Annotated in this window: 21 protein-coding genes; 4 read left to right on the top strand and 17 right to left on the bottom strand. The window is 56.7% G+C overall.

The genetic code is table 11. The annotated features are described in order from the left end of the window. Positions 1–11: 11 nt before the first annotated feature. The 4 genes from nusB to dusA form a co-directional block, all read right to left on the bottom strand. The gene (nusB, locus tag KHU33_RS03825; RefSeq protein ID WP_211461183.1) at positions 12–482 is read right to left on the bottom strand and encodes a transcription antitermination factor NusB; all 471 of its coding nucleotides are present in this window, start codon (positions 480–482) and stop codon (positions 12–14) included. 91 nt (positions 483–573) lie between these two features. Beyond that, positions 574–1059 carry a 6,7-dimethyl-8-ribityllumazine synthase gene (gene ribH, locus KHU33_RS03820; protein WP_211461182.1) on the bottom strand — a complete coding sequence of 162 codons (486 nt, stop codon included), beginning with the start codon at positions 1057–1059 and terminating at the stop codon, positions 574–576. A gap of 94 nt (positions 1060–1153) precedes the next feature. Beyond that, a complete protein-coding gene (ribBA, locus tag KHU33_RS03815) occupies positions 1154–2266 on the bottom strand; it encodes a bifunctional 3,4-dihydroxy-2-butanone-4-phosphate synthase/GTP cyclohydrolase II (protein WP_211461181.1) in 1113 nt (370 codons plus the stop codon). Positions 2267–2516: 250 nt separating this feature from the next. Beyond that, positions 2517–3563 (bottom strand): tRNA dihydrouridine(20/20a) synthase DusA, encoded by a 1047-nt coding sequence (gene dusA / locus KHU33_RS03810; protein WP_268907104.1) that lies wholly within the window; start codon positions 3561–3563, stop codon positions 2517–2519. 73 nt (positions 3564–3636) lie between these two features. Between dusA and KHU33_RS03805 the strand changes: the two genes are divergently transcribed. After that, complete coding sequence (locus tag KHU33_RS03805; protein ID WP_211461179.1) at positions 3637–4056, top strand: hypothetical protein; 420 nt, start codon at positions 3637–3639, stop codon at positions 4054–4056. 103 nt (positions 4057–4159) lie between these two features. Here the strand turns inward: KHU33_RS03805 and KHU33_RS03800 are convergent, their stop codons facing one another. Further along, positions 4160–5137, bottom strand: coding sequence for a hypothetical protein (locus tag KHU33_RS03800; RefSeq protein ID WP_230414032.1), 978 nt, complete (start codon positions 5135–5137; stop codon positions 4160–4162). Positions 5138–5186: 49 nt separating this feature from the next. Here KHU33_RS03800 and KHU33_RS03795 point away from each other — a divergent pair, with 49 nt between their 5' ends. After that, positions 5187–5489, top strand: coding sequence for a hypothetical protein (locus tag KHU33_RS03795; RefSeq protein WP_211461178.1), 303 nt, complete (start codon positions 5187–5189; stop codon positions 5487–5489). Positions 5490–5802: 313 nt separating this feature from the next. Here the strand turns inward: KHU33_RS03795 and KHU33_RS03790 are convergent, their stop codons facing one another. From KHU33_RS03790 to KHU33_RS26295, 3 genes are all read right to left on the bottom strand, one after another. Continuing rightward, complete coding sequence (locus tag KHU33_RS03790; protein WP_211461177.1) at positions 5803–8052, bottom strand: LamG-like jellyroll fold domain-containing protein; 2250 nt, start codon at positions 8050–8052, stop codon at positions 5803–5805. A gap of 979 nt (positions 8053–9031) precedes the next feature. Then, positions 9032–10129, bottom strand: coding sequence for a M35 family metallo-endopeptidase (locus tag KHU33_RS03780; RefSeq protein ID WP_211461176.1), 1098 nt, complete (start codon positions 10127–10129; stop codon positions 9032–9034). A gap of 133 nt (positions 10130–10262) precedes the next feature. Continuing rightward, a complete protein-coding gene (locus KHU33_RS26295) occupies positions 10263–10502 on the bottom strand; it encodes an aldo/keto reductase (RefSeq protein ID WP_329956019.1) in 240 nt (79 codons plus the stop codon). Between the two features lie 87 nt (positions 10503–10589). Between KHU33_RS26295 and KHU33_RS03770 the strand changes: the two genes are divergently transcribed. Then, positions 10590–11942 (top strand): aspartate aminotransferase family protein, encoded by a 1353-nt coding sequence (locus tag KHU33_RS03770; RefSeq protein ID WP_211461174.1) that lies wholly within the window; start codon positions 10590–10592, stop codon positions 11940–11942. A gap of 125 nt (positions 11943–12067) precedes the next feature. Here KHU33_RS03770 and typA read toward each other — a convergent pair whose 3' ends face one another. From typA to uraH, 9 genes are all read right to left on the bottom strand, one after another. Next, positions 12068–13903 carry a translational GTPase TypA gene (typA, locus tag KHU33_RS03765; RefSeq protein WP_211461173.1) on the bottom strand — a complete coding sequence of 612 codons (1836 nt, stop codon included), beginning with the start codon at positions 13901–13903 and terminating at the stop codon, positions 12068–12070. A 171-nt stretch (positions 13904–14074) separates the two neighbouring features. Further along, entirely contained in the window at positions 14075–15043 is a 969-nt protein-coding gene (truB, locus tag KHU33_RS03760; RefSeq protein ID WP_211461172.1) for a tRNA pseudouridine(55) synthase TruB, read from the bottom strand. A 91-nt stretch (positions 15044–15134) separates the two neighbouring features. Further along, positions 15135–15524, bottom strand: coding sequence for a 30S ribosome-binding factor RbfA (gene rbfA / locus KHU33_RS03755; RefSeq protein ID WP_211461171.1), 390 nt, complete (start codon positions 15522–15524; stop codon positions 15135–15137). Between the two features lie 161 nt (positions 15525–15685). Then, on the bottom strand, positions 15686–18544 hold the full coding sequence (infB, locus tag KHU33_RS03750; RefSeq protein ID WP_211461170.1) for a translation initiation factor IF-2: 2859 nt from the start codon (positions 18542–18544) through the stop codon (positions 15686–15688). A 59-nt stretch (positions 18545–18603) separates the two neighbouring features. Further along, entirely contained in the window at positions 18604–20163 is a 1560-nt protein-coding gene (gene nusA, locus KHU33_RS03745; RefSeq protein WP_211461169.1) for a transcription termination factor NusA, read from the bottom strand. Beyond that, complete coding sequence (gene rimP, locus KHU33_RS03740) at positions 20160–20645, bottom strand: ribosome maturation factor RimP (protein ID WP_211461200.1); 486 nt, start codon at positions 20643–20645, stop codon at positions 20160–20162. Before rimP ends, nusA begins: the two co-directional genes overlap by 4 nt. 415 nt (positions 20646–21060) lie before the next feature. Continuing rightward, positions 21061–23067 carry a 23S rRNA pseudouridine(2605) synthase RluB gene (gene rluB, locus KHU33_RS03735; protein ID WP_211461168.1) on the bottom strand — a complete coding sequence of 669 codons (2007 nt, stop codon included), beginning with the start codon at positions 23065–23067 and terminating at the stop codon, positions 21061–21063. Then, entirely contained in the window at positions 23054–24019 is a 966-nt protein-coding gene (scpB, locus tag KHU33_RS03730; protein WP_211461167.1) for an SMC-Scp complex subunit ScpB, read from the bottom strand. Before scpB ends, rluB begins: the two co-directional genes overlap by 14 nt. A gap of 402 nt (positions 24020–24421) precedes the next feature. Continuing rightward, on the bottom strand, positions 24422–24775 hold the full coding sequence (gene uraH, locus KHU33_RS03725; RefSeq protein WP_211461166.1) for a hydroxyisourate hydrolase: 354 nt from the start codon (positions 24773–24775) through the stop codon (positions 24422–24424). A gap of 146 nt (positions 24776–24921) precedes the next feature. Here uraH and puuE point away from each other — a divergent pair, with 146 nt between their 5' ends. Beyond that, positions 24922–25881: an allantoinase PuuE gene (puuE, locus tag KHU33_RS03720; protein ID WP_211461165.1), complete on the top strand. Its 960-nt coding sequence runs from the start codon at positions 24922–24924 to the stop codon at positions 25879–25881. Positions 25882–25921: the final 40 nt, after the last annotated feature.

Raw genomic sequence — 25921 nt, 5'->3', positions numbered from 1 at the left:
TAATTGCTGACTCAGGATTTCTTGCCGGCGCCAACTTCAGTCGCGCGCGCTTTGGCGGCAAATTTATCCAGTACGCCGTTCACATATTTGTGGCCATCGATGCCGCCGAACGATTTGGTCAGTTCGACCGCTTCGTTGATGACGACGCGATAAGGAATCTCAACGTGGTTTTGCAGTTCGAAAGCACCGATCAGCAAAGCCGCGTGTTCCACCGGCGACAGCTCGCTGATCTTGCGGTCGATCAAGGGCTCCAGGCCGGCGCGTAAAGTGGTCACATCCTTGATCGCACCGTACAGCAGCGAGTTGAAATGCTCGGCGTCGGCCTTGTCGAAGCCGTGCGCCTGACGGATATTCTCGCTGATGGCAGTCACATCTTCGTTGTTCAACAGCCATTGATACAGGCCCTGCAACGCGAATTCGCGCGCGCGGTGACGTGGCGTGCGGCTCTTGCTCGGATTGGCGTGCAAAGTTTTATTAGTCATAGTTTTTCCAGCTTGTTTTTTCCAACTTGCGTATCGTTCAAACACAAAATACCCGGCAAGGCGTCAACTACGCCTTGCCGGTCACAACATCTTATTCTTCGCTGGTGGCTTCCGCCAATTCTTCCAGTGCGATGGACAGATTGGCCATTTCCACCGCTACCCGCGCGGCGTCGGTGCCCTTCTCTTCCATCCGGACTTCAGCCTGCTCGTCGTTCTCGGTGGTCAATACGGCATTCGCAATCGGGATGCCGGCGTCCAGCGCGACGCGGCTGATGCCTGCACCGGATTCGTTGGAGACCAGTTCGAAATGGTAGGTCTCGCCGCGAATCACGGCGCCGATCGCGATCAGCGCGTCGAACTGCATTGTCTCCGCCATCTTCTGCAGCGCCAGCGGGATTTCCAGCGCGCCCGGCACGGTGACATGCAAGATGTCTTCGTCCGCCACCCCCAAATGCTTCAACTCTGCCAGACAGGCCGAGATCAAGCCGTGGCATACGTCTTCGTTGAAGCGGGCTTGCACAATACCGATGCGCAAATCTGCACCATCCAGATTGGTTTCGTAAATTCCGACTGTCATGGCTTTCCTCTTTTGCGCACTGGGCGCTTATCTATTAGTTATTAATTGACTTACAAAATTCCGCTACAACAAACCCTGCTACAACACCTACTCTTCAAGCATTCGGCTTGTTCTGATAGCCGGTGATTTCAAGGTCATAGCCAGTCATCGACGGCATCTTGCGCGGGCTGGCCAGCAATTTCATCTTGCCGACGCCGAGATCTTTCAGAATCTGTGCACCGATGCCGTAGGTCCGCAAATCGACCCGCGGCGGCGGCGGTTTGATACCGCTGCACGCTGCTTCGAGCGCCGCAAACTTGGCGAATATCTGATCCGCCGATTCTTCGCAATTGAGCAACACCACCACGCCGCAAGGCGAAGCCGCGATTGCCGCCAGGGCCGAGGCCATATTCCAGGAATGGTTGGTGGCCTGGGTTTCCAGCAAATCGAGGATAGATACCGGCTGATGCACCCGCACCAGCGTCTCCACATCCGGTGACGGTTCGCCGTGCAGCAGGGCCAGATGCGCGCCGCCGCTTGGCGTATCGCGATAGGCGATGGTCTTGAACGTGCCCTGCGCGGTGTGGGTGGTACGTTCGGCCAACCGTTCGACGATGCTTTCGTGCTGGCCGCGATAGTGGATCAGATCGGCGATGGTGCCGACCTTCAAGCCGTGTTCCTTGGAGAATTCCAGCAAGTCAGGCAGGCGCGCCATGGTGCCGTCTTCCTTGAGGATTTCGCAAATCACGGCGGCCGGCGTCAAACCCGCCATTTCGGTCAGGTCGCAACCGGCTTCGGTATGGCCGGCGCGCATCAGCACGCCGCCCTTGCGTGCCTTGATCGGGAAAATATGGCCCGGCTGCACGATATCGCCGGCCTTGGCGTCCGCCGCCACCGCCACCTGGATGGTGCGGGCGCGGTCAGCTGCCGAGATCCCTGTCGTGACGCCTTCGGCAGCTTCGATCGATACCGTGAAATTGGTGCCGTAGGCGGTGCCGTTACGGCTGGTCATCATGCCCAGGTTGAGCTGGTCGCAGCGTTCCTCGGTCAAGGTCAGGCACACCAGGCCGCGCGCATATTTCACCATGAAATTGATCGCCTCCGGCGTCACAAAATCGGCGGCGAGCACCAGGTCGCCCTCGTTTTCACGATCTTCTTCATCCACCAAAATCACCATGCGTCCGGCGCGGAGTTCGGCAATGATTTCCTCTGTAGTTGCAATTGACATGTTTCGCCTTGAAGATAACCGGTCCGGAAGCCGCCTTATGAGCAGCCTGCGGCCAGCTGATATTTGCTATAAATCGTGCTGTGAAAGTTGCGGTTTATGGACTATGGGCCGCTGCTGAGCGGCCCTGATAAATCAAACATAAACCAGAGGTGGCTATTTTAAAGGATTTAGCAGACTGAAAATGTTTTACCGACACCAGTTTGCGGTACTTTTGCCTTAGCCGGGCAATACAGCAACGATGCCGCCCAACTCAGGCCGCCAATGCTTGCATTCCTGACAACGCATCGACCAGCAGCATGGGATCGCCCAGCGCCAGCCGTTTAGAATCCGAGAGCGCTTGCCGGAACGATTTCGCGCCCGGCACACCGGCCATCAAACCCAGCATGTGGCGCGTAATGCTATTCAGGCGCAGGCCGTTGCCATCGCGCCCATACAGCGCCAGTTGCTGGCGGATATAAGGCAGCATGGCGTCGATCACCTCGGCCCGGGTTTTCGGCGTTGCGTCGGCGTCGCCAAAATAGCGCGAGTCGAAATCGGCCATCAGATAGGGATTGTGATAAGCCTCGCGCCCCAGCATCACGCCGTCGACATATTGCAGGTGGAAATCGATTTCTTCAGTTGTCTTGATGGCGCCGTTGATGAGGATTTCCAGTTCCGGAAAATCACGCGCCAGCCGGTAGGCATACTCATACTTCAGCGGCGGGATTTCACGGTTTTCCTTCGGGCTGAGCCCCTTCAGAATCGCATTGCGCGCATGCACGATGAAGGTCTGGCAACCGGCTTGCGCCACGGTCCCGACAAAATCGCGGACAAACTCATAGGATTCGGTCTTGTCGATACCAATCCGATGCTTGACGGTAACGTCAATCGTCACGGCATCGCGCATCGCCTTGACGCAATCGGCGACCAGAGCCGACTCCGCCATCAGGCAAGCGCCAAAAGCGCCCTTCTGCACCCGCTCCGAGGGGCAACCGCAATTCAGGTTGATCTCGTCGTAACCCCATTCCTGGCCCAGCTTGGCGCTCTTGGCCAGATCGGCCGGCTCGCTGCCGCCCAATTGCAAGGCGACCGGATGTTCTATGCCGCTGAAATCCAGATGGCGCGGCACGTCGCCATGCAACAAGGCGCCGGTTGTCACCATTTCGGTGTAGAGCCAGGTGTGGCGGGTGATTTGACGGTGGAATACGCGGCAATGGCGGTCGGTCCAGTCCATCATGGGGGCAACAGATATTTTCCTACCCTTGTAATTACTTGACTTCTCTGTATTCACGCAGGTTTCAAGAGGATTTGATGACATTTCAATATTCACTACAATTCACGTTTTATCATCGTGCATCATGTTTCATTGCTACAGAATTGCTACGAAAAACATGGCCTCGATAATTAAAATAGGCAAGCGCTGGCGGGCTCAGATTCGCCGCAAGGGATTTCCGGACGCAACACAGACGTTCAACACCAAAGCTAGGGCTCAGGAATGGGCCACTAAGACAGAAGCCGACATGCGAGCGCTCAAATACCAGGATGAGCGCATTATATCTGACATGACGCTATCCACCTTGATAGACCGGTACACGGACGAGATAGGCCAAGCCAAGCCTTTTGGGAAAAACAAGACTGCAGTCCTCAAATCGTTGGAAATCACTCTTGGAAGCGTGACGTTGCCAAATTTGACGACAGATCGACTTATTGATCACATAAAAAATCGTAGTGCGGCCACACCAACAAAAAAAGAGCGACTGGCGGTGTCACCATTGCAGTTGAGCTCTCCTATCTGGGCAGCGCACCACTGAACCGAAAGGCAAAAAAGCCCGCATTTACGCGAGCTTTTTGCTTTTCAGTATTAGCGAGTGCCTGACTGCAGCGCTGCCGGCGGCAGTCCGCGATTGCCGATCACTACCGCAGAGCGGCGCCACCTTGCGCCAGATACTGACCCAGGAGGCGGGCAAATTGTCCACCGTCAGTGCTGATCGAGGTCTGGAAGGTGCCTCCTGCACTGAAGACGATTGCGAAGGTGTGGATGTCGCCGTATTCCCGCGTGTTGCGCAGCATGTAGTCGACACGGTTGTCGCGATAATGCTGATTAGTGCCGCCAGGCGTAGCAGACGGTACACCCATTGGCGTCTGCCACCACAGGATTGGGAGTCCATTGCTCAAAGCGGTGCGATAGTCCGAGATCGCGCTCTGCGACTGGTGGAAGTTCGGTGTGACGATATTGTTTTCGTCCCAATAGAACGGGCCGCTCCGTCCTGCACATTCCGCCGGAGGCGCTGCGACTTCCATACAGCCGGCGTCTCGGTCGCTGGTCTGGGCAACGATGAAATCGGCCAGATGTGCTCCGACCGCCTGCATTTCGGTACCCATCGCTGTCGGGGTGGCAGCCCAGAACGAGGGCGGGAATCCGAGCAAGGCATTGGGCGCGATCTTCCTGCCCATCTGCACCAGGCACTGGCCGATGCCGGCAGCGGTATTCGGCAGCCCGCTGCATTCGGCCTGGCTGCTTACGACGGCGAGCAACTGCGTCGGGTCATGCCCCGGCGCCTGCGCCCATACATAGCCCCAAAAATCCGGCTCCAGATTGATCAGAACGGGTGCATTGAGCGCGGCAATGCGTTGATACATTAACCGAGCCTGCCCCCAGTAGTTGTTCATGAACGTCGCATCGTTGATTCCGCTCAAGTTGCCATCGCCGTTCTGCGCCATCTGATAAAACGTGAACATCGGGGTCGCGCCATAGGCCTGGATGGCCTGCGCAGTATAAGTAATGTACGCTCCATCGGGACTGTTCCAAGTGGGCCACGCGCCAGCACCGACACCCACCAGATAGGTATCGACGATATCCGGGTGAACGCTCTGGCTTTGCATATCCGCCAATGAATTTCCTGCCCCAAGTCCGACCAGCACCCTAGAAGGTTTGCCGAGCTTGGCCACTAAAGTGGTAGTCGCTGCGGCGCCTGAAGTGCCGCCCGATGTGTTTCCTGAAGTGCCACCTGTTGTGCTGCCTGTTGTGCTGCCTGTTGTGCTACCTGTTGTGCTACCTGTTGTGCTACCTGTTGTGCTACCTGTTGTGCTACCTGTTGTGCTACCTGTTGTGCTACCTGTTGTACTGCCTGATGTACTACCTGATGTACTGCCTGATGTGCTGCCTGATGTGCTGCCTGATGTGCTGCCTGATGTGCTGCCTGATGTGCTGCCTGATGTGCTGCCTGATGTGCTGCCACCTTGAGTGCTATCGGATCCGCCACCGCAACCGAAAAGGAGGAATACGAGCAGTAGTCCAGCAGCATGCCGAAGGGAAAATCTAATCATCTAAAACTCCGTGAAATTGAAGGAAAACCAATCGCCGCACGCACCGCAGTTGTATGCGAAAACAACAGAAGCCCGAACAAACATGCGACGATCTTTTTAATTCTTGATATCTGAAACATATCCTCTGACAATCATCGCGGTTTTCTCATATGTACTTTCTGCAGGAAAAATTCCAATAGGTAGTTGACTGTCGCCAGGTACAAGCAAACTACGTAACGACAGTCGGAGCCTCACATCAAAGCAGCGATCTGCGCTGCGTTCAAAGCTCCGCGATAGATACGGAATTCGTCCACCAGACCGTTGAAGTATGGGTCACTGGCATACTGAGAGCGCCCGATCCAATTCTGGCCGGTGCTGCCCAATCGGAACGGTGAGAGTACCATCGCGGTATTGGTGCCAACTGCGATGCCATTCACATACAAAATTCCTACACTTCCTGAAAGAGTGACAGCGACATGCACCCATTGCCCTGTCGGCAGTGCCGCGCTGCTGTCGATTCCTTGCTCGCCGGTACCGCCGTTGACCGTCATTGCAAAACGTGCGAACCCGCTGCCGCTACGTGCCGTCAACATCATGTAGTGGTTGGTGCCGGTGCCAAAATCGAACACGCGCGCCCAGTTGCTCGATGCATTCCAATAGACCCAGGCCGCGATCGTGATATCCGAAACATCGGCCACAATGTCGGCTGGCAGGCTGACGTAGCCATTGCTGCCGTTCAGCGACACCGCTCCACCTTTCTTGCCGCTCGCCCAGGTAGCGCCACCGACCAGAGTCCCGATATGTCCCTGGCGGCTTGAATCGGCAGCCGTGGTGCCGCTGCCGTCGTCGAACGCCAAATAGGTCAGCAGTTGCACGGCCGTAATCGCGGCCACCTCGTTCGAGGCTGCACTAACCCCGGACGGCGTGACGGCAGTGACGACATAGTAATAAGTGCCGGCGGCAACACCGCTGTCGGTATACGTCAGTAGATCGTTGATGCCGGTTGCGATGGTTGCATAAGGTCCGCCGGTATTCGTGCTACGCATGACATTGTAGCTGGTCGCATATGCGCTGCCCCACCACGACAGGATTACCTGGGCGGCGCTCGCACTGGCAATCGCCGTGAGGCCGCTCGGCGCCGCGCCGCTGGCAATCGCATCGCGTGTGCAGGTCAGCGTGCCGTAGCCCAGTTGATCGTAGCCGCCGCTATTCGGCCCGTAATTGCCGCCGCCGCCTTCCGGCTGGATCAATGCCGCAAATTTCTGGGAATAAGGTGCGGCAAGTCCCTTGCGATTGACGTAGTGGTTATAAATCAGCGCCCATTCTGGCCGCACGTTGCCTCGGGCATCAGTGGCGAATACAGTATCCGTCACGCTGGAGTTCTGATAAGTTGCAAACGGCACCGTATAGTAGGTCGTCCCGAACTGGATCAGGTTGCCCTTGGCGACATATTCGGCGCCGGCCAGGACCCGGTTGTTATCGTAGCCATACAGATCGACGCCTTGATTCCAGGCCATCTCGCAAATAGTGGTCAGCAACGAAATGCTGAGCGTGTTATGTCCCTGATCGCGGCCGGATTCCTGCGTCTGTCCCAGGTAGCCGGGATGGATGTAATAGATGGTTTGCGCAACAGCACCATTGCCAGCGCCGGTCTTGAAATAATCGATCGCCTCGTTGAATATGGCCTTATCGTCACAGAGCACGCCAATCGCCAGCATCGACGCTATGCAGCACAACTGCCAGTTGGAATAGACCGTAATGGGCGCCAGGCTGACATTGAGCCCATGGTCGTTCTGCGTATAGAAGATATTGCGCATCATGTTCTGGAAACTGGCAAAGTCCGCTGCCGCCCAGCCCGGATAGGTACGCATGATCTCGCCGGCATTGGCGAACTGATAGCCCTGGATACCGGACGCCAGGAAGCCATCGATGCTGCCGCCGATGCCGGTCAGCTTCGACGACCACGCGTTCATGATCTGCACCGCTTTATCTGCATAGGCGCTGTTGCCGGATATTTTCCAGCGCAGCGCACAGGCATAGGCGGCAGCCACGTCGTTATACAGCGTACCGAAATTCTGCGCATGCACGCCATCGCTGCCCCGATAAACCACCGCCTGCGGATTCGGCGTATATGACAAGCTCGCATGACTGTTCTTAATCAATACGTTCCAGCCATCGATCCACGGCGAAGCATTCGCAGCGACCTTCTGGCTCATGCGGTCAAAGTCGGCTTGCGTGTGCAGCAGGCCCGGATGAACAAATGCGGTGCTTGCGGGCGGTGGAGTCGTTTCTGGTGGAGTCGTTTCTGGCGGTGTTGGGGTTGGGGTTGGAGTCGACGTTGAAATCGGTATCGACGTAGGTGTTGACGTCAGCGCCGGAGTGACAGCCGCGGCAGGTGAACCAACGCTGGTGCTTGCGGATGCCGTATCGCCGCTTCCCCCACCTCCGCAGCCAGCCAGGAACAAAACGCCAAGACTGGATATGAAATTGCGACGCGTCATACCATTGGGATGCCATTCATCGTCGATGGTATCGCTTGTGTCAAGAGGTACTAGTGGAAATTTGTCGCTGTCATCGATCTCTGGTTTATTCACACTCTGACCTTTTAATATATCTTGGAAATCACATTGGAAATTGAATGTCTATCTGGCCGCGATATGTAATCTGTTGTAGTTTCGCGGCTCGTTTTCTGTCAGGCACGACAAACCGGACCTTCGGTTTTGATTGCAATGACGTCGAAATATTTTTCGACACGACACTCAATCGTGTGATCTTCCTTTGCAAATACTGTACCAATAACGAGTAGCTAATTCAAAGATAGCAATTGGCGTTAGCGCTAACAAAATTTGTCAGTATTTTCAGTTTTGGCCAAAATTTGTTCGCTCAAAATTGGCCGCTAAGTCTCATGAAATATCATTTGGTGAGTATTTAGAGAACCGGATATATAAATCCGATAACCAATTTTCTATCCGCGATATCCACTTTGATATTGTTATTTTTTGACCGCTACCCTCAAGATCAATTGTGATCTACGTATTACATAGAAAAAGTTGATGCTATCGAACAAATGATCTGAATCCCTGCCTTGATCCAGTCGCAGGGATTCAGTCCAAAAATGCGTTATTTTGCGTCAACCCGTTGCAAGCGATTTCCCCGCGAACCCCGCGCAGCTTGGAGGCTTGGCGGTTTTGCGAACTGCGTTAAAAGCAGTGCATTTAACGGAGCCGGCAGGCGTGGGGGGGCTGCGTTTTAAAGGCCGTATCCGGCCATGATTGCTGCACCGGCGTCGCTCGCGTATCACGGCGTGCTGAACGCCAATCTTGCGCGATGACGCCCGCATCGTTTGCCTGTCGTCTATCAGCGGGGTGGCCGGCAATTTCGGACAAACCAACTATGCGGCAACCAAAGCGGCTCTGATCGATTTGGCCGACCAGGATGCGCGATATGGCATCCGCATGTCTGGTCAGCTTATCGTTCTGACTACTGACGTGCCGGGGTATTTTCAGCGAAGTATTCGTGATTGTCGGCATTGTCGATTGCCGACGCCGGATCGCTGCCAGCCAGGCTGTGCGCGCCGCTCTGGCCATATACATGATCGCCGGTGCCGGCCACTACTGTGAAATGGCTGGTTTCGTGCACCAGCGTCCCGGCCTTGGAATCGGTGCCGTTGGCCGGTGCTTGCCAGTAGGCGCCGCACAGGTAGACGGTGTACGGCTGATCCGGATAAACATAGGCGTAAGTACCGGATTCGGTGCAGCTGCAGTCGAATGTATACGGCTGGCCGCCCAGCGCGCTGCTGATGTTGGCGTAGTGGCTGGCGGCGGTCGCATAACGGCCGCTGGCGACAGCGCCGAACCACCAGGTGTATCGGCTGCCGGCCCTGTTGGCGTTCAGATAGCTCTTGGCGTTATTGGCGATCGTGGCGGCGTCGGTACGGGCCGTCGTCAGCGCGGTTTTCTGGCTGTTGCTGCAACTGGCGAAACTGGTGGATGCAGCAGCGTTGATCGAGCCCAGCAGATCGGAAGAAACCTGCTTGGACGACGGTGGCGGCGGGCCGCCGTCAACCGATAGCGGAATCGCGTTGGTCTCAAGTGTGATGGCGGGCGCGGCAATACCGCTGGCCTTGGCGGTGATCGCGTTGCCGGCTTCGCGCACCAGTGTGTCGGCGCTGCGCTTGTACTTGACGACGTATTGGCCGCCGCGATACATCTCGTAATAGGCGCTGAGATCGACCTCAATCGCACGGCTTTCGTTCGGCTTCAGCGTGAAGTAATCCTTGTCCGTGGCTGGCTTGCGTTTCACCAGCCGGCCGACATAACGCACCGGCTGACCGCCCAATGCAACACTGAACAAATCGCCGCTGACGCCATTCAACGGCGTCTCCCAATTCAGTATGTGCAAAGGTGCGGCGCTGGTGTTGGTGATGGTGTACAGCACCTTGCCGGCGCCCGCCTCCCCTTTTGCACTGGCCTCTTGCAAAGTCACCACGATATCGGCACGCGCTGCGTACACCGGGCCGCTGACAACGATTGCCGCCACACATGCGAGCCCTGCCAGCCATTTTCGGAAACTGTGCATGGGTTCCTCCTCTTGTAGAGTTAAATTGACCCGCGCCTTGTGGGCGCGGGTGAAATTTATGCTAGCACGGGGATTTTGCACGGCGTCCTGTCAACCTTGACAGGACCAGGGGATGTTACGACGCTACTTAAACTTAGCTAACCGGATCGCTGGCCCGGTCGAGTTGGGCAATCGCTGCCGGCTCCAGTTTCAATCTGGTGGCGGCGATCAGGTCATCCAGCTGCGCCAATGTAGTGGCGTTGGCGATCGGTGCGGCGATGCTGGGACGTGCGATCAGCCACGCCAGCGCTACTTGCGCAGGATTGGCGTCGTGCGCTGCTGCAACCTGATCCAGCGCGTCATCCGACCCCGCCACTTTGCCGCTCTGTTCCATATGAAGTGGCTCTACCAGAACCGCGACAAACGTACTACCATCATCAACAGGAGCCTGAAATCCGCCAACCACCGCCAAGGAGACGCCATGTCGACCGTTCTGAATACCGATCATTTCTGGATGCCGTTTACCGCCAATCGCCAGTTCAAGAGCAAGCCGCGTTTGCTGGTCTCTGCTTCCGGCATGTATTACACGACGGATGACGGCCGCCAGATACTCGACGGCACCGCCGGTCTGTGGTGCAGCAATGCCGGTCACTGCCATCCGAAGATCGTCGAAGCGATTCAGCAGCAAGCTGCAAAGATGGACTTCGCGCCAGTGTTCCAGATGGGCCATCCATTGGCGTTCGAAGCCGCCAGCGCATTGGCGTCGATTACGCCGGAAGGTTTGAACCGGGTGTTCTTTTGCAACGACGGCTCAGAATCGGTCGATACCGCGTTGAAGATCGCACTGGCGTATCACCGCGTGCGTGGCGATGGCTTGCGCACTCGCCTGATCGGCCGCGAGCGCGGTTATCACTGGGTCGGCTTCGGTGGCATTGCAGTGGGCGGCATCGCCGGCAATCGTAAACATTTCGGGCCGACGTTAGCCGGTGTCGATCATCTGCGCCATCCGCTGGATATCGCGCGCAATGCGTTTTCACACGGCTTGCCGCAACATGGCGCGGAGATCGCCGACGAGTTCGAGCAACGCTTGCTGGCGCTGCATGATCCGGCGACCGTAGCGGCGTTGATCGTCGAACCGATCCAGGGCTCGACCGGTGTGATCCTGCCGCCCAAGGGTTATCTGCAAAAGCTGCGCGCTATCTGCGACAAGTACGGCATCTTGCTGATTTTCGATGAGGTGATCACCGGCTTCGGCCGCCTCGGCGCCTCCTTCGCTGCGGATTATTTCGGCGTGATGCCAGACATGATCTGTTGCGCCAAAGGCTTGACCAACGCCACGGTGCCGATGGGTGCGGTGATTGTGCGGCAGGATATCCATGACGCCTTCATGAGCGCCGCCGGCGAAGACGCCATCGAATTTTTCCACGGTTATACCTACACCGGCCATCCTCTGGCGGCTGCGGCAGCGGTAGCGACAATCGATGTCTACAAGAGTGAAAACCTGTTCGACCGGGCGGCCGGCATGGCGCCGTATTTCGAACAGGCGGCGCACAGCCTGAAGGGCTTGCCGTATGTCAAAGACGTACGCAATCTAGGGCTGGTGTGCGGAATTGAACTGGAGACGATTGCCGGCAAACCTGGGGCGCGCGCCTTCGACGTTTTCTTGAAATGTTTCTGGGACAAAGGCGTGCTGATCCGCACCACCGGCGACATCATCGCGCTGTCGCCGCCGCTGATTATCGAGCAGCCGCAGATCGATCAACTGTTTGCGGCAATCGGCGACGTGTTGAAGGCCCAGCATGCCTCGGCTGGCAGCAGTTCGGCTGTCGCTTAAAGAGTTTTCCGGCGGCTCCGGAGCCGCGCCGGAAAATAAAAAACCCGTCGATCCGTGAGCTTGCCTGCCTCACAAATCGACGGGTTTTTAGTGTCCGCAGCAAACGCCCCGGTTCACCAGACAGCTTACGCGTCGCGCGATGCCTTTTTACGCTCGTGTTCCTTCAGGTAACGCTTGCGCAGACGAATGCTCTTCGGTGTGACTTCCACCAGTTCGTCGTCGTCGATGAATTCAACCGCATATTCCAGCGACATTTCGATTGGCGGCACCAGGCGCACCGCTTCGTCGGTACCCGAGGAACGGACGTTGGTCAATTGCTTGCCCTTGATCGGGTTGACCACCAGATCGTTGTCACGCGAGTGGATGCCGATGATCATGCCTTCGTAGACCGGGTCATTGTGGCTGACGAACATACGGCCGCGATCTTGCAGTTTCCAGATAGCGTAGGCAACTGCTGCGCCGTCGTCTTGCGAGATCAGCACGCCGTTGCGACGGCCGCCCAGTTCACCCTTGGAGGCGTCGACCGGTGCATATTCATCGAACACGTGGCTCATCAAGCCGGTACCACGGGTCAGTGTCATGAATTCGCCCTGGAAGCCGATCAGGCCGCGCGCTGGAATGCGGTATTCGAGACGCACGCGTCCCTTGCCGTCCGGTTCCATGTTTTGCAGATCGCCGCGACGACGCCCCAATTCTTCCATGACGCCGCCCTGGTTGGCTTCTTCGACGTCGACAGTCAGGTTTTCGTACGGCTCGTGGCGCACGCCATCCACCATCTTGAACACCACGCGTGGACGCGAAACGGCCAGCTCGTAGCCTTCGCGACGCATGTTTTCGATCAGGATGGTCAGGTGCAATTCACCGCGGCCCGACACTTCGTAGGTCGAATCGTCGTTCTCGGCCTGCACCACGCGCAACGCCATGTTGGCTTTCAGTTCGCGGTCCAGGCGGTCCTTGATCTGACGGGTGGTGACGAACTTGCCTTCGCGGCCAGCCAGCGGCGAATTGTTGACCATGAAGTTCATGGTCAGGGTCGGCTCATCGACCTTCAGCATCGGCAAGCCTTCCGGCGAGTCCGGCGCACAGATGGTGGAGCCGATACTGATTTCCTCGATACCGTTGATCAGCACGATGTCGCCAGCCAGCGCTTCGTCTGTCAGCACGCGGTCCAGGCCGCGGAAAGTCAGCACCTGGTTGATGCGGGCCTTGGTCGGCTTGTCGTCCGGACCGTTCATCCAGACCACGTCTTGCAAGGCTTTGATACGGCCGCGCAGGATACGGCCAACGCCGATCTTGCCGACGTAGGAAGAATATTCCAACGACGTGATCTGCAGTTGCAGCGGGCCGTTAGGATCATCTTCACGCGCGGGAACGTGCTTCAGGATGGCGTCAAACAACGGCTCCATGTTGCCGTCGCGGACGGTATCTTCCAAGCCTGCGTAACCTTTGAAGCCCGATGCATAGATGATCGGGAAATCCAGTTGCTCATCGGTTGCGCCGAGTTTGTCGAACAATTCAAAAGTCGCGTTCACAGCCTTTTGCGGATCGGCATTTTCGCGGTCGATCTTGTTGACGACAACGATAGGCTTCAAGCCCAGCGCCAGTGCCTTACGCGTCACGAAACGCGTTTGCGGCATCGGGCCTTCTTGCGCATCGACCAACAGCAAAACACTATCGACCATCGACAATACGCGCTCGACTTCACCACCGAAGTCGGCATGGCCTGGGGTATCAACGATGTTGATGTGCGTACCCTTGTATTCGACTGCGCAGTTCTTCGACAGAATCGTGATGCCGCGTTCTTTTTCAATATCGTTCGAATCCATCACGCGTGCATCGACGTGCTGGTTGTCACGGAAAGTGCCGGATTGACGCAGTAATTGGTCAACCAGTGTGGTCTTGCCGTGGTCAACGTGGGCAATGATGGCAATGTTGCGAATGGCGCGAGGTGTGTTTGACATGGTCAGTTTGTAAAAATGCTCGCTAAGGCACTGCACAGAAGTACGGCAGATGTAGCGGAATTTGGGAGGCCGCGCATTATAGCATGATGCGCTGCACTACTTTATGAAAAGCCTTGTAATTTCAAAGAGTTGCTGCCTCAACCAGCCTGCAAATAGGCTTTAAATCGGATTTTATGCGGGTTGCGCTGTGGCAATCAGACGTTCCGGCGCCAGCACCCCGTATTCGTGCAGTTGCGCGGTGCCCAGCAGCTGGCGGCAAGATGGCGCGCCGCTTGCATCCGGCTCCTGCCCTTGCCGATAGACCCGCACCCGTCCGGCATGTTCCGGCAGCAATACGCCTTCTTTCGCCAGCGTCAGCCGTTGGCCTTGCAAAAAACGCATCGCCAATGGTTCAGATAACAACACTTCGGGGAAAGAGGATAGCAAGCTGTCTACCGGCGCCAGCAGAGCGGCCCGTGCGCCCTCCTCGGTCGCCGTCAACTGCTCCAGCGTGACGCAGCCGGCCAAGGTCAGATGACCGACCTGAATCCGTCGCAATTCCTGCAAATGCGCACCGCAGCCTAGCGCCGCGCCGATGTCCTCGCCTAACACCCGAATGTAAGTGCCTTTGCTGCAAGCTACCCGCAAGCGTAAAAACGGCGCCTGATAATCCAGGAATTCCAGCGCATGGATAGTCACATCGCGTGCTGCGCGTTCCAGGGTGATGCCGGCGCGGGCATATTCGTACAGCGGCTTGCCGTCGCGCTTGAGTGCGGAATACATGGGCGGCACCTGCTGGATCGGGCCGCGGAACTGCGCCAGCACGGCATCGATCTGCGCGCGGCTGAGATTAACCTCTTTGCGCTCCAGTATCTCGCCTTCGGTATCGCCGGTGGTAGTGCTCACTCCCAGATGGATCAAGGTCTCATAGGTCTTGTCGGCATCCAGCAGATCCTGGGCGAACTTGGTGGCTTCGCCGAAGCACAACGGCAGCACGCCGGTAGCGAACGGATCGAGGGTGCCGGTGTGACCTGCCTTTTGCGCGTTCAGCAAGCCTTTTGCCTTGATCAATGCGTCATTGCTGGAGAAGCCGACAGGTTTGTCCAGCAGCAAAACGCCATTGAGCGGAATACGGATTCTTTTGGGAGGGCGTGATGCCATGGTAGCGAGACAAAAAGGGAAAAGCGGAAACGGCTTGCCGTCACCAGCAAGCCGCATCGAATTCATAACAATGACGGTTGATTAAACTTGTTTAATCCTGATCGTCGTCTTTGGAACGTGTCGCATTCGCCAGATCGATCAGGCGCGACATCTCGACGCCGCGCGCGGTGGAGTTGTCATGGATGAAATGCAAGGCTGGCAAGGTGTGGATGGTCAAACGCCGTCCCAGTTGATTGCGCAGGAAACCGGCAGCCTGGGTCAGGCCCTTGACGGTATTCGCAATCGCTTCCGGGTCGTCGTTAAGCATCGTGAAAAACACCTTGGCATGGGCGTAATCCGGCGTGACTTGCACTTCGGTAATCGTAATCATGCCGACCCGCGGGTCTTTCAGCTCGAAGACGATGATCTCGGACAAGTCCTTCTGGATCTGGTCTGCCACCCGCAAACCGCGACCGGGGATGGATTTACTATGTTTAGCCATACTTTTATTCAGCGCGTTTCCACGCTATATCTTTCACAAATGAACTACCAACAACTGACCAGCACTGCATGATATTACCAAACGAAAATCGGGCTGTTAGGCCCGATTTTCCTGCTTTATCGACCAACTCGGCACAAACCAAAGTTCATGCACTTGAGCGATTACAGAGTCCGTGCGACTTCTTCGACTTCAAAGATTTCGAGGTGATCGCCTTCTTTGATATCGTTGAAGTTCTTCAGGGTCAGACCGCATTCGAAACCGGATCTGACTTCCTTGACGTCATCCTTGAAGCGTTTCAGCGAATCCAGCTCGCCAGTCCACAAGACCACGTTGTCGCGCAGCAGGCGGACCGAAGCGCCACGCTTGACCAAGCCTTCGAGCACGTAGCAACCGGCAATCGCGCCGACTTTGCTGACCAGCAGCACCTGGCGAATCTCGACCAGGCCCAGGGCCTGTTCGCGCTTCTCTGGTGACAACATGCCGGACATCGCCGCCTTGACCTCATCCACCGCATCATAAATGATGTTGTAGTAACGGATATCGACGCCGTGGGCTTCCGCCAGCTTGCGCGCCGATGCATCGGCGCGGGTGTTGAAGCCGATAATGACCGCTTTCGAGGCTACCGCCAGGTTGACGTCGTTCTCGCTGATGCCGCCGACGCCGGCGTGCACCACTTGTACCCGGACTTCGCTGGTCGACAGCTTCTGCAGCGATTGAACCAGCGCTTCTTGCGAACCCTGGACATCGGTCTTGATGATCATCGGCAGGTTCTTGACCTCGCCTTCGGCCATCTGGTCGAACATGTTTTCCAGCTTCGCGGCTTGCTGCTTGGCCAGCTTGACGTCACGGTATTTACCTTGACGGAACTGACCGATTTCACGCGCCTTGCGCTCGTCGGCCATGACCATGACTTCTTCACCGGCAACCGGCACTTCCGTCAGGCCCTGGATTTCGACCGGAATCGATGGACCGGCTTCGGTAATCGCCTTGCCGTTTTCATCCAGCATTGCACGCACACGGCCATAAGCCGAACCGGCCAACACCACGTCGCCGCGCTTCAAGGTGCCGGATTGCACCAGAATCGTTGCCACCGGACCACGGCCCTTGTCGAGCTTGGCTTCCACCACCAGGCCACGGGCCGGCGATGCAACCGCTGCGGTCAGTTCCAGCACTTCGGCTTGCAACAGAACCTGTTCCAGCAAGTTATCGATGCCTTCGCCAGTCTTGGCCGATACCGGTACGAATGGCGATTCACCGCCATACTCTTCCGGCACGACTTGTTCAGCGATCAGTTCCTGCTTGACGCGATCCAGGTTGCTGCCCGGTTTGTCGATCTTGTTGATCGCCACCACCAGCGGTACGCCGGCTGCTTTCGCATGGGCAATCGCTTCCTTGGTTTGCGGCATCACGCCGTCGTCGGCAGCGACCACCAGAATCACGATATCGGTCGCCTTGGCGCCACGGGCACGCATCGCGGTAAACGCTTCATGGCCCGGGGTGTCGAGGAAGGTGATCATGCCGCGCGGGGTTTCCACGTGATATGCACCGATGTGCTGGGTAATGCCGCCGGCTTCGCCGGAAGCCACTTTGGCGCGGCGGATGTAATCCAGCAACGAGGTCTTGCCATGGTCAACGTGGCCCATGACCGTGACCACCGGTGCACGCGGCAGCAATTCAGCATCGGTATGCGCTTCGCCGTCGACCAGCAACGCTTCCGGATCGTCGAGTTTGGCAGCATGTGCGGTATGGCCCATTTCTTCGACCAGAATCATCGAAGTTTCCTGATCCAGCACCTGGTTGATGGTGACCATCTGGCCCAGTTTCATCAAATGCTTGATGACTTCGGAAGCCTTGACCGACATCTTGTGCGCCAGCTCGGCGACAGTAATGGTTTCCGGAACATAAACGTCCTTGACCACCGCTTCTGTCGGCACCTGGAAATTACTTTCGTGATCGTCATTGTGCGAACTGCGACGGCCCTTCGGACCGCCACGCCAGCCATCGCGGCCGCCGCCGGTATTGCCACGGGTCTTGATGCCGAGGCCGCGCTTCTTGGCCGCATCGTCTTGCCAGGTGGAAGAGACGTTGGCGGACTTGATCGACTTCTTGTCGACCACCACTTTTTTGTCGTCTTTCTTCTCGCCCGGTTTTTTATCCGCTGGCTTGTGCAAAGTGCCTTCGGCCGTCTTGGCCGGCGCTGCTGCTGCAGGTGCTACCGGTTCAGGCGCCTTGATAACCCTGCGCGGCGCATTCATCATCGCCTTGATCTGCGCAACTTCATCTTGCACGGCCTTGCGTGCACGTTCGGTAGCCGCAGATTTTTCAGCGGCTTCCTTGGCGGCTTGCGCAATTTTTTGCTTGGCTTCTTCATTCGCCAGGCGCTTCTTTTCTTCAGCGGCAGGATCTTCCTGCTTCTTGACGGCAGAATCAGCAGCCGAATCAGTAGTAACCCGCGCCGTCGCTTCAGCAGCGGCTTTTTTAGCTTCGCTTTCAGCTTTCTTAGCGTCGCTCTCAGCTTTTTGCGCAGCCTTGGCTTGCGCTTCTTTCTCAGCTTCCAGCTTGGCCAGGCGCTCTTGCTTCTCGATCAATTCGGCTTCCTGGCGAGCGATCAATTCGGCTTGACGACGTGCTTCTTCAATCCGGCGTGCCTGTTCGGCTTCGTCGATGACCGGTGCGGCAGGCGCAACCGCTGCTGCCGGTGTTTCGGCAACAGGCTCGTCACGCTTGACGAAAGTACGCTTCTTGCGCACCTCAACCTGGATCGTGCGCGACTTGCCGGTGGCGTCAGCCTGCTTGATCTCGGTGGTTTCCTTGCGAGTCAGCGTGATTTTCTTCTTTTCGCTATCAGGAACCGCGCCGTGCGAACGGCGCAGGTGTTCCAGCAGGCGATCCTTGTCTTCTTTCGACAAGGCGTCGTCAGTCGAATTTTTCTGGACGCCAGCCGATTGCAGTTGTGTCAGCAGCAGATCCGCTGGCATTTTCAGCTCGGTGGCAAATTGGGCTACATTGTTACTCGCCATTCAGTCCTCTTTTTCTATGTGGCGCGGCAGACGATATCGGAACCTCTCGGATCACTGGATCACTTGGCTTCCGCTATATTCCATGCCTTGGCCTGCAGGGCTTTGGCATGATCATCGTACTTGGCATCGATGAGTTTCATCTCATCGTCGGTCACATCTTTAAACTCTTCTTCAATCAAATGACGGGCACGGTCGGCTGGCAAAGCCAGGATCGCACCAAATTCGTCATAAGCCAGTCCGGCAAATGCAGTCAATGTCTTGACTCCCGCCAAACCCAGCTTGCCGGCGGTAACCCGGTCCATGCCGTCGAAATTGACCAGGGCATCTTCCATGCCTTCCAGTCCTTCTTCCGAGGCAATCGCTTCTGTCACCAGTGCGTCACGAGCCCGGTTACGCAGTTCGTTGACGGTATCTTCGTCAAACGAATCGATTTCCAGCATTTCGGTAATCGGCACGTAGGCGATTTCTTCCAGGCTGGCAAAACCTTCTTCGACCAGAATGTCGGCGACTTCCTGGTCGACATCCAGTTTTTCCATGAACAGGGCACGGATCGCAGCAGTTTCCACCGCCGATTTATCCGCCGACTCTTCCGCTGTCATGATGTTGATCTGCCAGCCGGTCAGTTCCGCCGCCAGGCGCACATTCTGACCGCCGCGACCAATTGCGATAGCCAGATTTTCCTCATCTACCACGACGTCCATTGCGTGTTTTTCTTCGTCAACCATGATCGAAGAAACGTTGGCAGGAGCCAGTGCGCCGATGACGAATTGCGCCGGATCTTCCGACCACAACACGATATCGACACGTTCGCCGCCCAGCTCGCCGGTCACGGCTTGCACGCGTGAACCACGCATGCCGACGCAAGTGCCGATAGGATCGATGCGCTTGTCGGCAGTGAATACAGCAATCTTGGCGCGCACGCCAGGATCGCGCGCTGCCGACTTGATTTCCAGCGAGCCTTGCTCGATTTCCGGCACTTCCAGCTCGAACAGCTTCATGATGAATTCCGGCGCGGTACGCGACAGAATCACTTGCGGGCCGCGTGCATTGCGATCGATACGCAGGATGAAGGCGCGGACGCGGTCGCCGATACGCAGGTTTTCCTTCGGGATCGTCTGGTCGCGCGGCAAACGGGCTTCGATCTTGCCTGACTCAACGATCGCATCACCGCGTTCCATCCGTTTGATGGTGCCGGTAACCAGCGAATCGCCGCGTTCCAGGAAGTCCGCCAGGATCTGTTCGCGTTCAGCATCGCGGATGCGTTGCAGCACGACTTGTTTGGTGTCCTGCGCAAAGCGGCGGCCGAATTCTACCGATTCGATCGGCTCTTCAATGTGGTCGTCGACTTCGACGTCGTCAATCTGTTCCTTGGCTTCGAACAACAGGATTTCCTGGTCCGGCAATTGCAGGCCGGCTTCATCCGGCACGACGTGCCAGCGGCGGAAGGATTCGAACTCGCCGGTTTCACGATCGATCGTGACGCGGATATCGACGTCACCTTCGTAGCGTTTCTTGGTTGCCTGTGCAAGTGCGTGTTCGAGCGCACCGAACACCACATCTCGATCGACGTTTTTTTCATGCGCGAGCGCATCGACCAACAATAAAATTTCGCGACTCATGCTTTGCGACTCCTAAAATCCACTTGCGGCACCAAGTGTGCCTTGTCTACATCAGCGAGCGTAAAATCCAACACTGCCGACCCATCGTTTGTTTCAAATTCAATTTTCAGATTATCGCCGTCCGGTTCGCCCAGCACGCCTTGAAATGTCTTGCGATGCGCGGCGCCAGGCATCGGGATACGCAATTTGACAATTGCCTCCTTGCCGGCAAAACGCACATAGTCAGCCAGTTTCTTCAACGGCCGGTCCAGGCCCGGCGACGACACTTCCAGACGTTCGTACACGACATTTTCCACCGTCAGCACATGCAGCAGTTGATGCGTCACTTTTTCGCAATCTTCTACCGTGATCTGGCCTTGCTCGGCATTTTCAGGCGTGAAGTCGATGTATACGCGCAACAAACCACGCGCGGCCTTTTCGAATTCGACCAGCTCGTAGCCCATGCCAACCACGGTTGTTTCAATTAGCTCCAGCAACTGCAAAGCAACTCCCCAATAAATATCTGCACGTCCCACGCATCTCGCAATTTAAAACCGGTTGAAAACGAAAAGCAAAAAAAAAATGGGCATCTGCCCATCTTCTTATCGTTTGTCATTTCAAGCAGTTTCCACGAGATCGGCTGCGAATTAAATTGAATTTATTTTGTTCAATTTAATTCTCGAAATTAAATCCGTCGAAGTTAAATCCGATTAATGACTTCTGTTAACTTGTAAATTATAAACGATTAGGCTATGTATCGCAATGCAGGAAATTTGCATTTCCTGACAATTCACTGTCCCGCGACCGCGAATTGATCAATATTGCAACACTCTCCAGGCTATACATCCACATCTATTCGCGGCGGTTGCTGCCATGCCGCGATCCATAGCACCCTACGGCGCCATGGTTAACATCTATTTAGCCGCGCGGACGACGGCGCGGCATTCCCTGCCCGCCGTGCTGGCCGCCATGTTGACCACCAGCCGCCGACTTGTTGGGCCGTGCCGGACGGGCGAAGCCGTTGCCGCCGCCATTTCGCCGTTGCTGTCCAGCATCAGGAAAACCCAGCGCCGTTTGCAAAGGATCGGGTTGGCGGCTACGCGCCGGAGCATTGCCTCCGCCTTGCGGCCGGCCTTGGCCGCCACGCCCTTGATTGCCGCGCGACTGGCCGAATCCAGGATCACGATAAACGCCTGGCCCCTGCGGGAAACTGGTGGCGCGGTTGCCGTTCGGCTGGCGATCCTTGTTGAATTCAGGACGCCCCTGCCCTTTACCGCCGCCGGCGTTCTGGCCAACAGGTTTTTCCAGGCCATGCGCCGCCATCATGTCGCGCACGGCATTTTCATCCAGCTCTTCCCAACGACCGCGCTTCAAACCGCGCGGCAGCGTCATGGCGCCGTAACGGGTACGAATCAGGCGCGATACGGTCAGGCCGATGGCTTCGAACATACGGCGCACTTCACGATTACGGCCTTCGCCGATGGTAACGCGATACCACTTATTGATACCTTCGCCGCCGCCGTCGGCAATTTTAGAGAATTGCGCAACGCCGTCTTCCAGCTCGACGCCGGCCAGCAATTTCTGGCGCATGCCCTGCTCCAGCTCGCCCAAGGTACGCACTGCGTACTCGCGGTCGATGCCGTAGCGCGGATGCATCAGGCGGTTAGCCAGGTCGCCGGAGGTGGTAAACAACAACAAGCCTTCGGTGTTGAAATCGAGACGCCCGACCGCCAGCCATTTGGCCGCCTTCATATTCGGCAAACGGTCAAACACCGATGGCCGACCGTCCGGGTCATTGTGGCTGACGATTTCGCCGGCAGGCTTGTGATAAACCAATACGCGTGGCGGACGCTTGCTGACTTTACGTTGCAGCAGCTTGCCGTTAATGCGAACTTGATCGGTTGGCAAGATACGCTGGCCGATGTGGGCCGGCTCGCCGTTGACCGAAACCCGGCCGGCGATAATCAGCTCTTCCATATCGCGGCGCGAACCGAGGCCGACATCCGCCAACACCTTGTGCAATTTTGGTGCATCGTCTTCAGCAGTGAGATCGCGCCGCACATTTTTTTGCGCCTGCCGACCGCCGGCATCTTCCGCCGTGACCAGGGCGTCGAACGATTCGGAGGTGACGAACGAGAACACTTCATCGGCGTCACCGGCACGCGAACCCGGTTTGCCGCCGCGCTGCGCCGGCTTGCCATTCTGCGTTTGCGGCTTCTTGCCTTTTTGCTGGCGATCGCGCGAATTGCGCTCGCCGTTGCGATTGTTACTATTGTTGCCATTATTACGATCGCCGCGCGGCTGGCGCTGTTCGCCTGCGGCAATGGCGCCAGCCTGATTCTCAGCATCTTGCGCCGCGGCTGGCAGACCTGCTGCTGCAACCATGGCGTTACTCGCTTCAGCAGCGGAGCCGGCCGCAGCCGACGACTCTTGCGCGCGTTGCGCGGCGCGATTGCTGCGTAATGCACGCGGACCGCGTACGCCGCGTTTGGCCGGCCGCTCTCTGGCCGGCGCTTCTTGATTCACATTATCCTGGTTCGCAATATTCACAACTGGGGCCGCCGCTGCCGGCGCCACGTCTGCAACAAACTCGACGACAGCAGGAACAATCGGCTCAACCGCTGCCTGAATCTTCTTTCTTGGCCCAGCCTTGGGCTTGGCCGGCGCCACCGCTTCTGCGGCGACATTGACGACTTCCGCAGCAGTAGCATTTTCATCGGCCGCAGCAACTACTTTCTTGCGCGGCGCGCGACGGACAGGTTTGACTGGTTCAGCAGCAGCTTCCGTTGCATGAGTATCTGCCACGGCAGGCGCATCAGCCGCGACCGTCGCAACCTTGCGCGCTCTAGGCTTTTTAGCTGGCTTCGGTTCAGTTGTGGCGGTCAGGTCGACGACCGGTGCATCATTGGAACTAGGTGGGTTCATTATTCAGGTGTTGGTTATGCCGACCTGGCGTAGCTTCATCATCCGATTCGGACGCGTGGTCGTTGGTGTGGGTTTCATTCGATGCAACTGGCTCTACTTGCGAATGAGCAACTACTTCCTCATTCGCTTCCATCGCATTTTCCTTCGTAATTTCTGATGCATGATCAAGTGCATCTTCTGCAACTGGCTCTGCTTCTGCTATCTGTTCCACATCGACGGCGACGTGATCCCGCTCAATGTGATCCGGCTCAACGTGATCTTGCTCGTTTTGACCAAGCGGCTCCGATTGCTGCTCGACGATCACTGCGTGCGCTTCCTGCACCGCGGCAGCTTCCAATACCGCCCTGGCTTCGATACTTGCCTCCAGATCCGCTTCCAATGCCTGCAATTCAAGCAAATTGCCTTCCTGCATGTCGTTTCTAGCAACTTGCTGCAGCGGCGGCAGTTGATCCAGCGATGTCAGGCCGAGATCATCCAGAAACTGCTTGGTGGTGGCAAACAATGCCGGGCGTCCTGGCACGTCGCGATGCCCGATGGCCTCGATCCAGCCGCGCTCTTCAAGCATTTTTACGGTTTGCGAATTGACTGTTACGCCACGAATTTCCTCGATGTCGCCACGGGTCACCGGTTGACGGTAAGCAATAATTGCCAACGTTTCCATCGTTGCACGCGAGTATTTCGGCGGTTTTTCCGGATTCAGGCGTTCCAGATAAATCTTCATCTCGGGACGGCTTTGGAAGCGCCATCCGGTCGACAGGGCAACTACCTCAATACCCTTGTCGGCCCAGTCGCTACGCAACTCCTCCAGCATAGACTTGATCGTATCTGCATTGATTTCGCCGTCGTCTTCACCACCCACCGCATACAGCTTTTTCAAGTCGTTAAGCGACAACGGCTCGTGAGCACAGAGCAATGCAGTTTCGAGGACTTTCTTGGCCTCAATAATATTCATGTACGACGTAGTTTATTTAAATTTTATTAAAAATTTCGCAGAGCTTATGTTCAACGGCAGGCTGGGCCTGGTCAAAGAGAAAGCTGTTGATACTGCTGTCCAGCGCCCGTTAGAGGAGGATTAATGAGGGCGGGGACAATAAGGCTTGAATAAGACGGGTGACGCTGTGCCGCTTGTTCTTCAATTTTAATCTGACCGGCGCTACAACTACTGGAGCCGATCCTGCTACCGATCAAAAAATGTTGAGATATAGTTTAGCACAAACAGGATGGGAAGGCGTATCGATCTTGCGGATGTGGTTATTTGACGATAGCCGGCAAAGGAGAGAGTTTGCCGATCCGCTATCGTCGACGCCAGCCGGCTGCCGGAACCGCGCATGCCGCCCACTGGCAAGAAAGTTGCTTAACTGCCGCGATAGGTCGAGTAGGACCAGGGCGACACCACCAGCGGCACGTGATAGTTTTGATCGGCATGGGCAATGCCGAAAGCCAGCGTGACGCGATCAACAAAACGCGGACTTGGCAGATCAATTCCTTGCGCAGCGAAATAGTCGCCGGCCGAAAACACCAGCTCATATTGTCCAACCTGCATTTCTTCGCCCTGCAGCAAAGGCACGTCAACCCGGCCATCCTGATTGGTCGTTGCGTTCTTTAACAGCTTGCGGCCAGTGGCGCTGATTGCGTACAGTGCAATTTTGACATCAACACCCGGCTTACCCTGGGTGATATCCAGAACATGCGTACTTAACTTTCCCATGACATTTCCCTATATCGATTAGTTGAAAACCAGTATCGATCAAATGATATACCGCAGGGTCTAGCTCAATATACTATCCGGCATATATTAATCATGGCTGCAGCGCACATAATCCAAAAAACCAAACCAACTCTCCAGGCCAAGCAATGACAATCAATACCGATCCCAACTATCCACGCGACCTGACCGGCTACGGCCGCACTCCGCCGCACCCGCAATGGCCGAACCGGGCCCGGATTGCCCTGCAGTTCGTCCTCAATTATGAAGAAGGCAGCGAAAACTGCGTGCTGGACGGCGACGCCGGCTCGGAAACCTTCTTGTCCGAGATCATCGGCGCCCAGAGCTTTCCTGCGCGGCACATGAGCATGGAGTCATTGTACGAATACGGTTCGCGTGCCGGCGTCTGGCGTTTGCTGCGCATGTTTGAAGAGCGCCGCCTGCCTCTGACCGTGTTCGGCGTTGCGCGAGCGCTACAACGCAACCCGGAAGCGACCGCTGCTTTTCAAGAACTTGGACACGAAATCGCCTGCCACGGCTTGCGCTGGATCAGCTACCAGAATATCGACGAAGCCACCGAACGGGCGCATATCGCCGAAGCCGTCGCCATCATCAAACAACTGACCGGCAGCGCCCCGCTCGGCTGGTATACCGGCCGCGATTCGCCGAATACGCGCAGGCTGGTGCTGGAGCATGGCGGCTTCAGCTACGACGCCGACCATTACGGCGATGACCTGCCGTTCTGGGAACAGGTCAAAGTCAGCGGCAGCAATGGCGAGACACTGGTCAAGCCACAGCTGATCGTGCCTTACACGCTGGATACCAACGACATGCGCTTCGCCGCCATGCAAGGCTTCAATTCAGGCACCCAATTCTTCGATTACCTGAAAGACGCTTTCGATGTGCTGTATCGCGAAGGCGATCCGCATGGCCTGAACCAACCGAAAATGTTGTCGATCGGCTTGCATTGCCGCCTGGTCGGCCGTCCCGGACGGGCTGCCGCACTGGCCCGCTTCCTGGATTATGTGCAGAGCCACGGCCAAGTGTGGATAACCCGCCGCATCGATATCGCCGATCACTGGCGCGCCACGCATCCATTCCCGGCATAAAACGTTTTTTTTACCGCCGTGGCGGTTCCACGGATTCACC

The organism is Collimonas silvisoli (assembly GCF_018305005.1).
Taxonomy (GTDB): domain Bacteria; phylum Pseudomonadota; class Gammaproteobacteria; order Burkholderiales; family Burkholderiaceae_D; genus Collimonas; species Collimonas silvisoli.
Note: the sequence above shows the minus strand (reverse complement) of the source record. Positions and strands in the feature narration are given on the sequence as shown.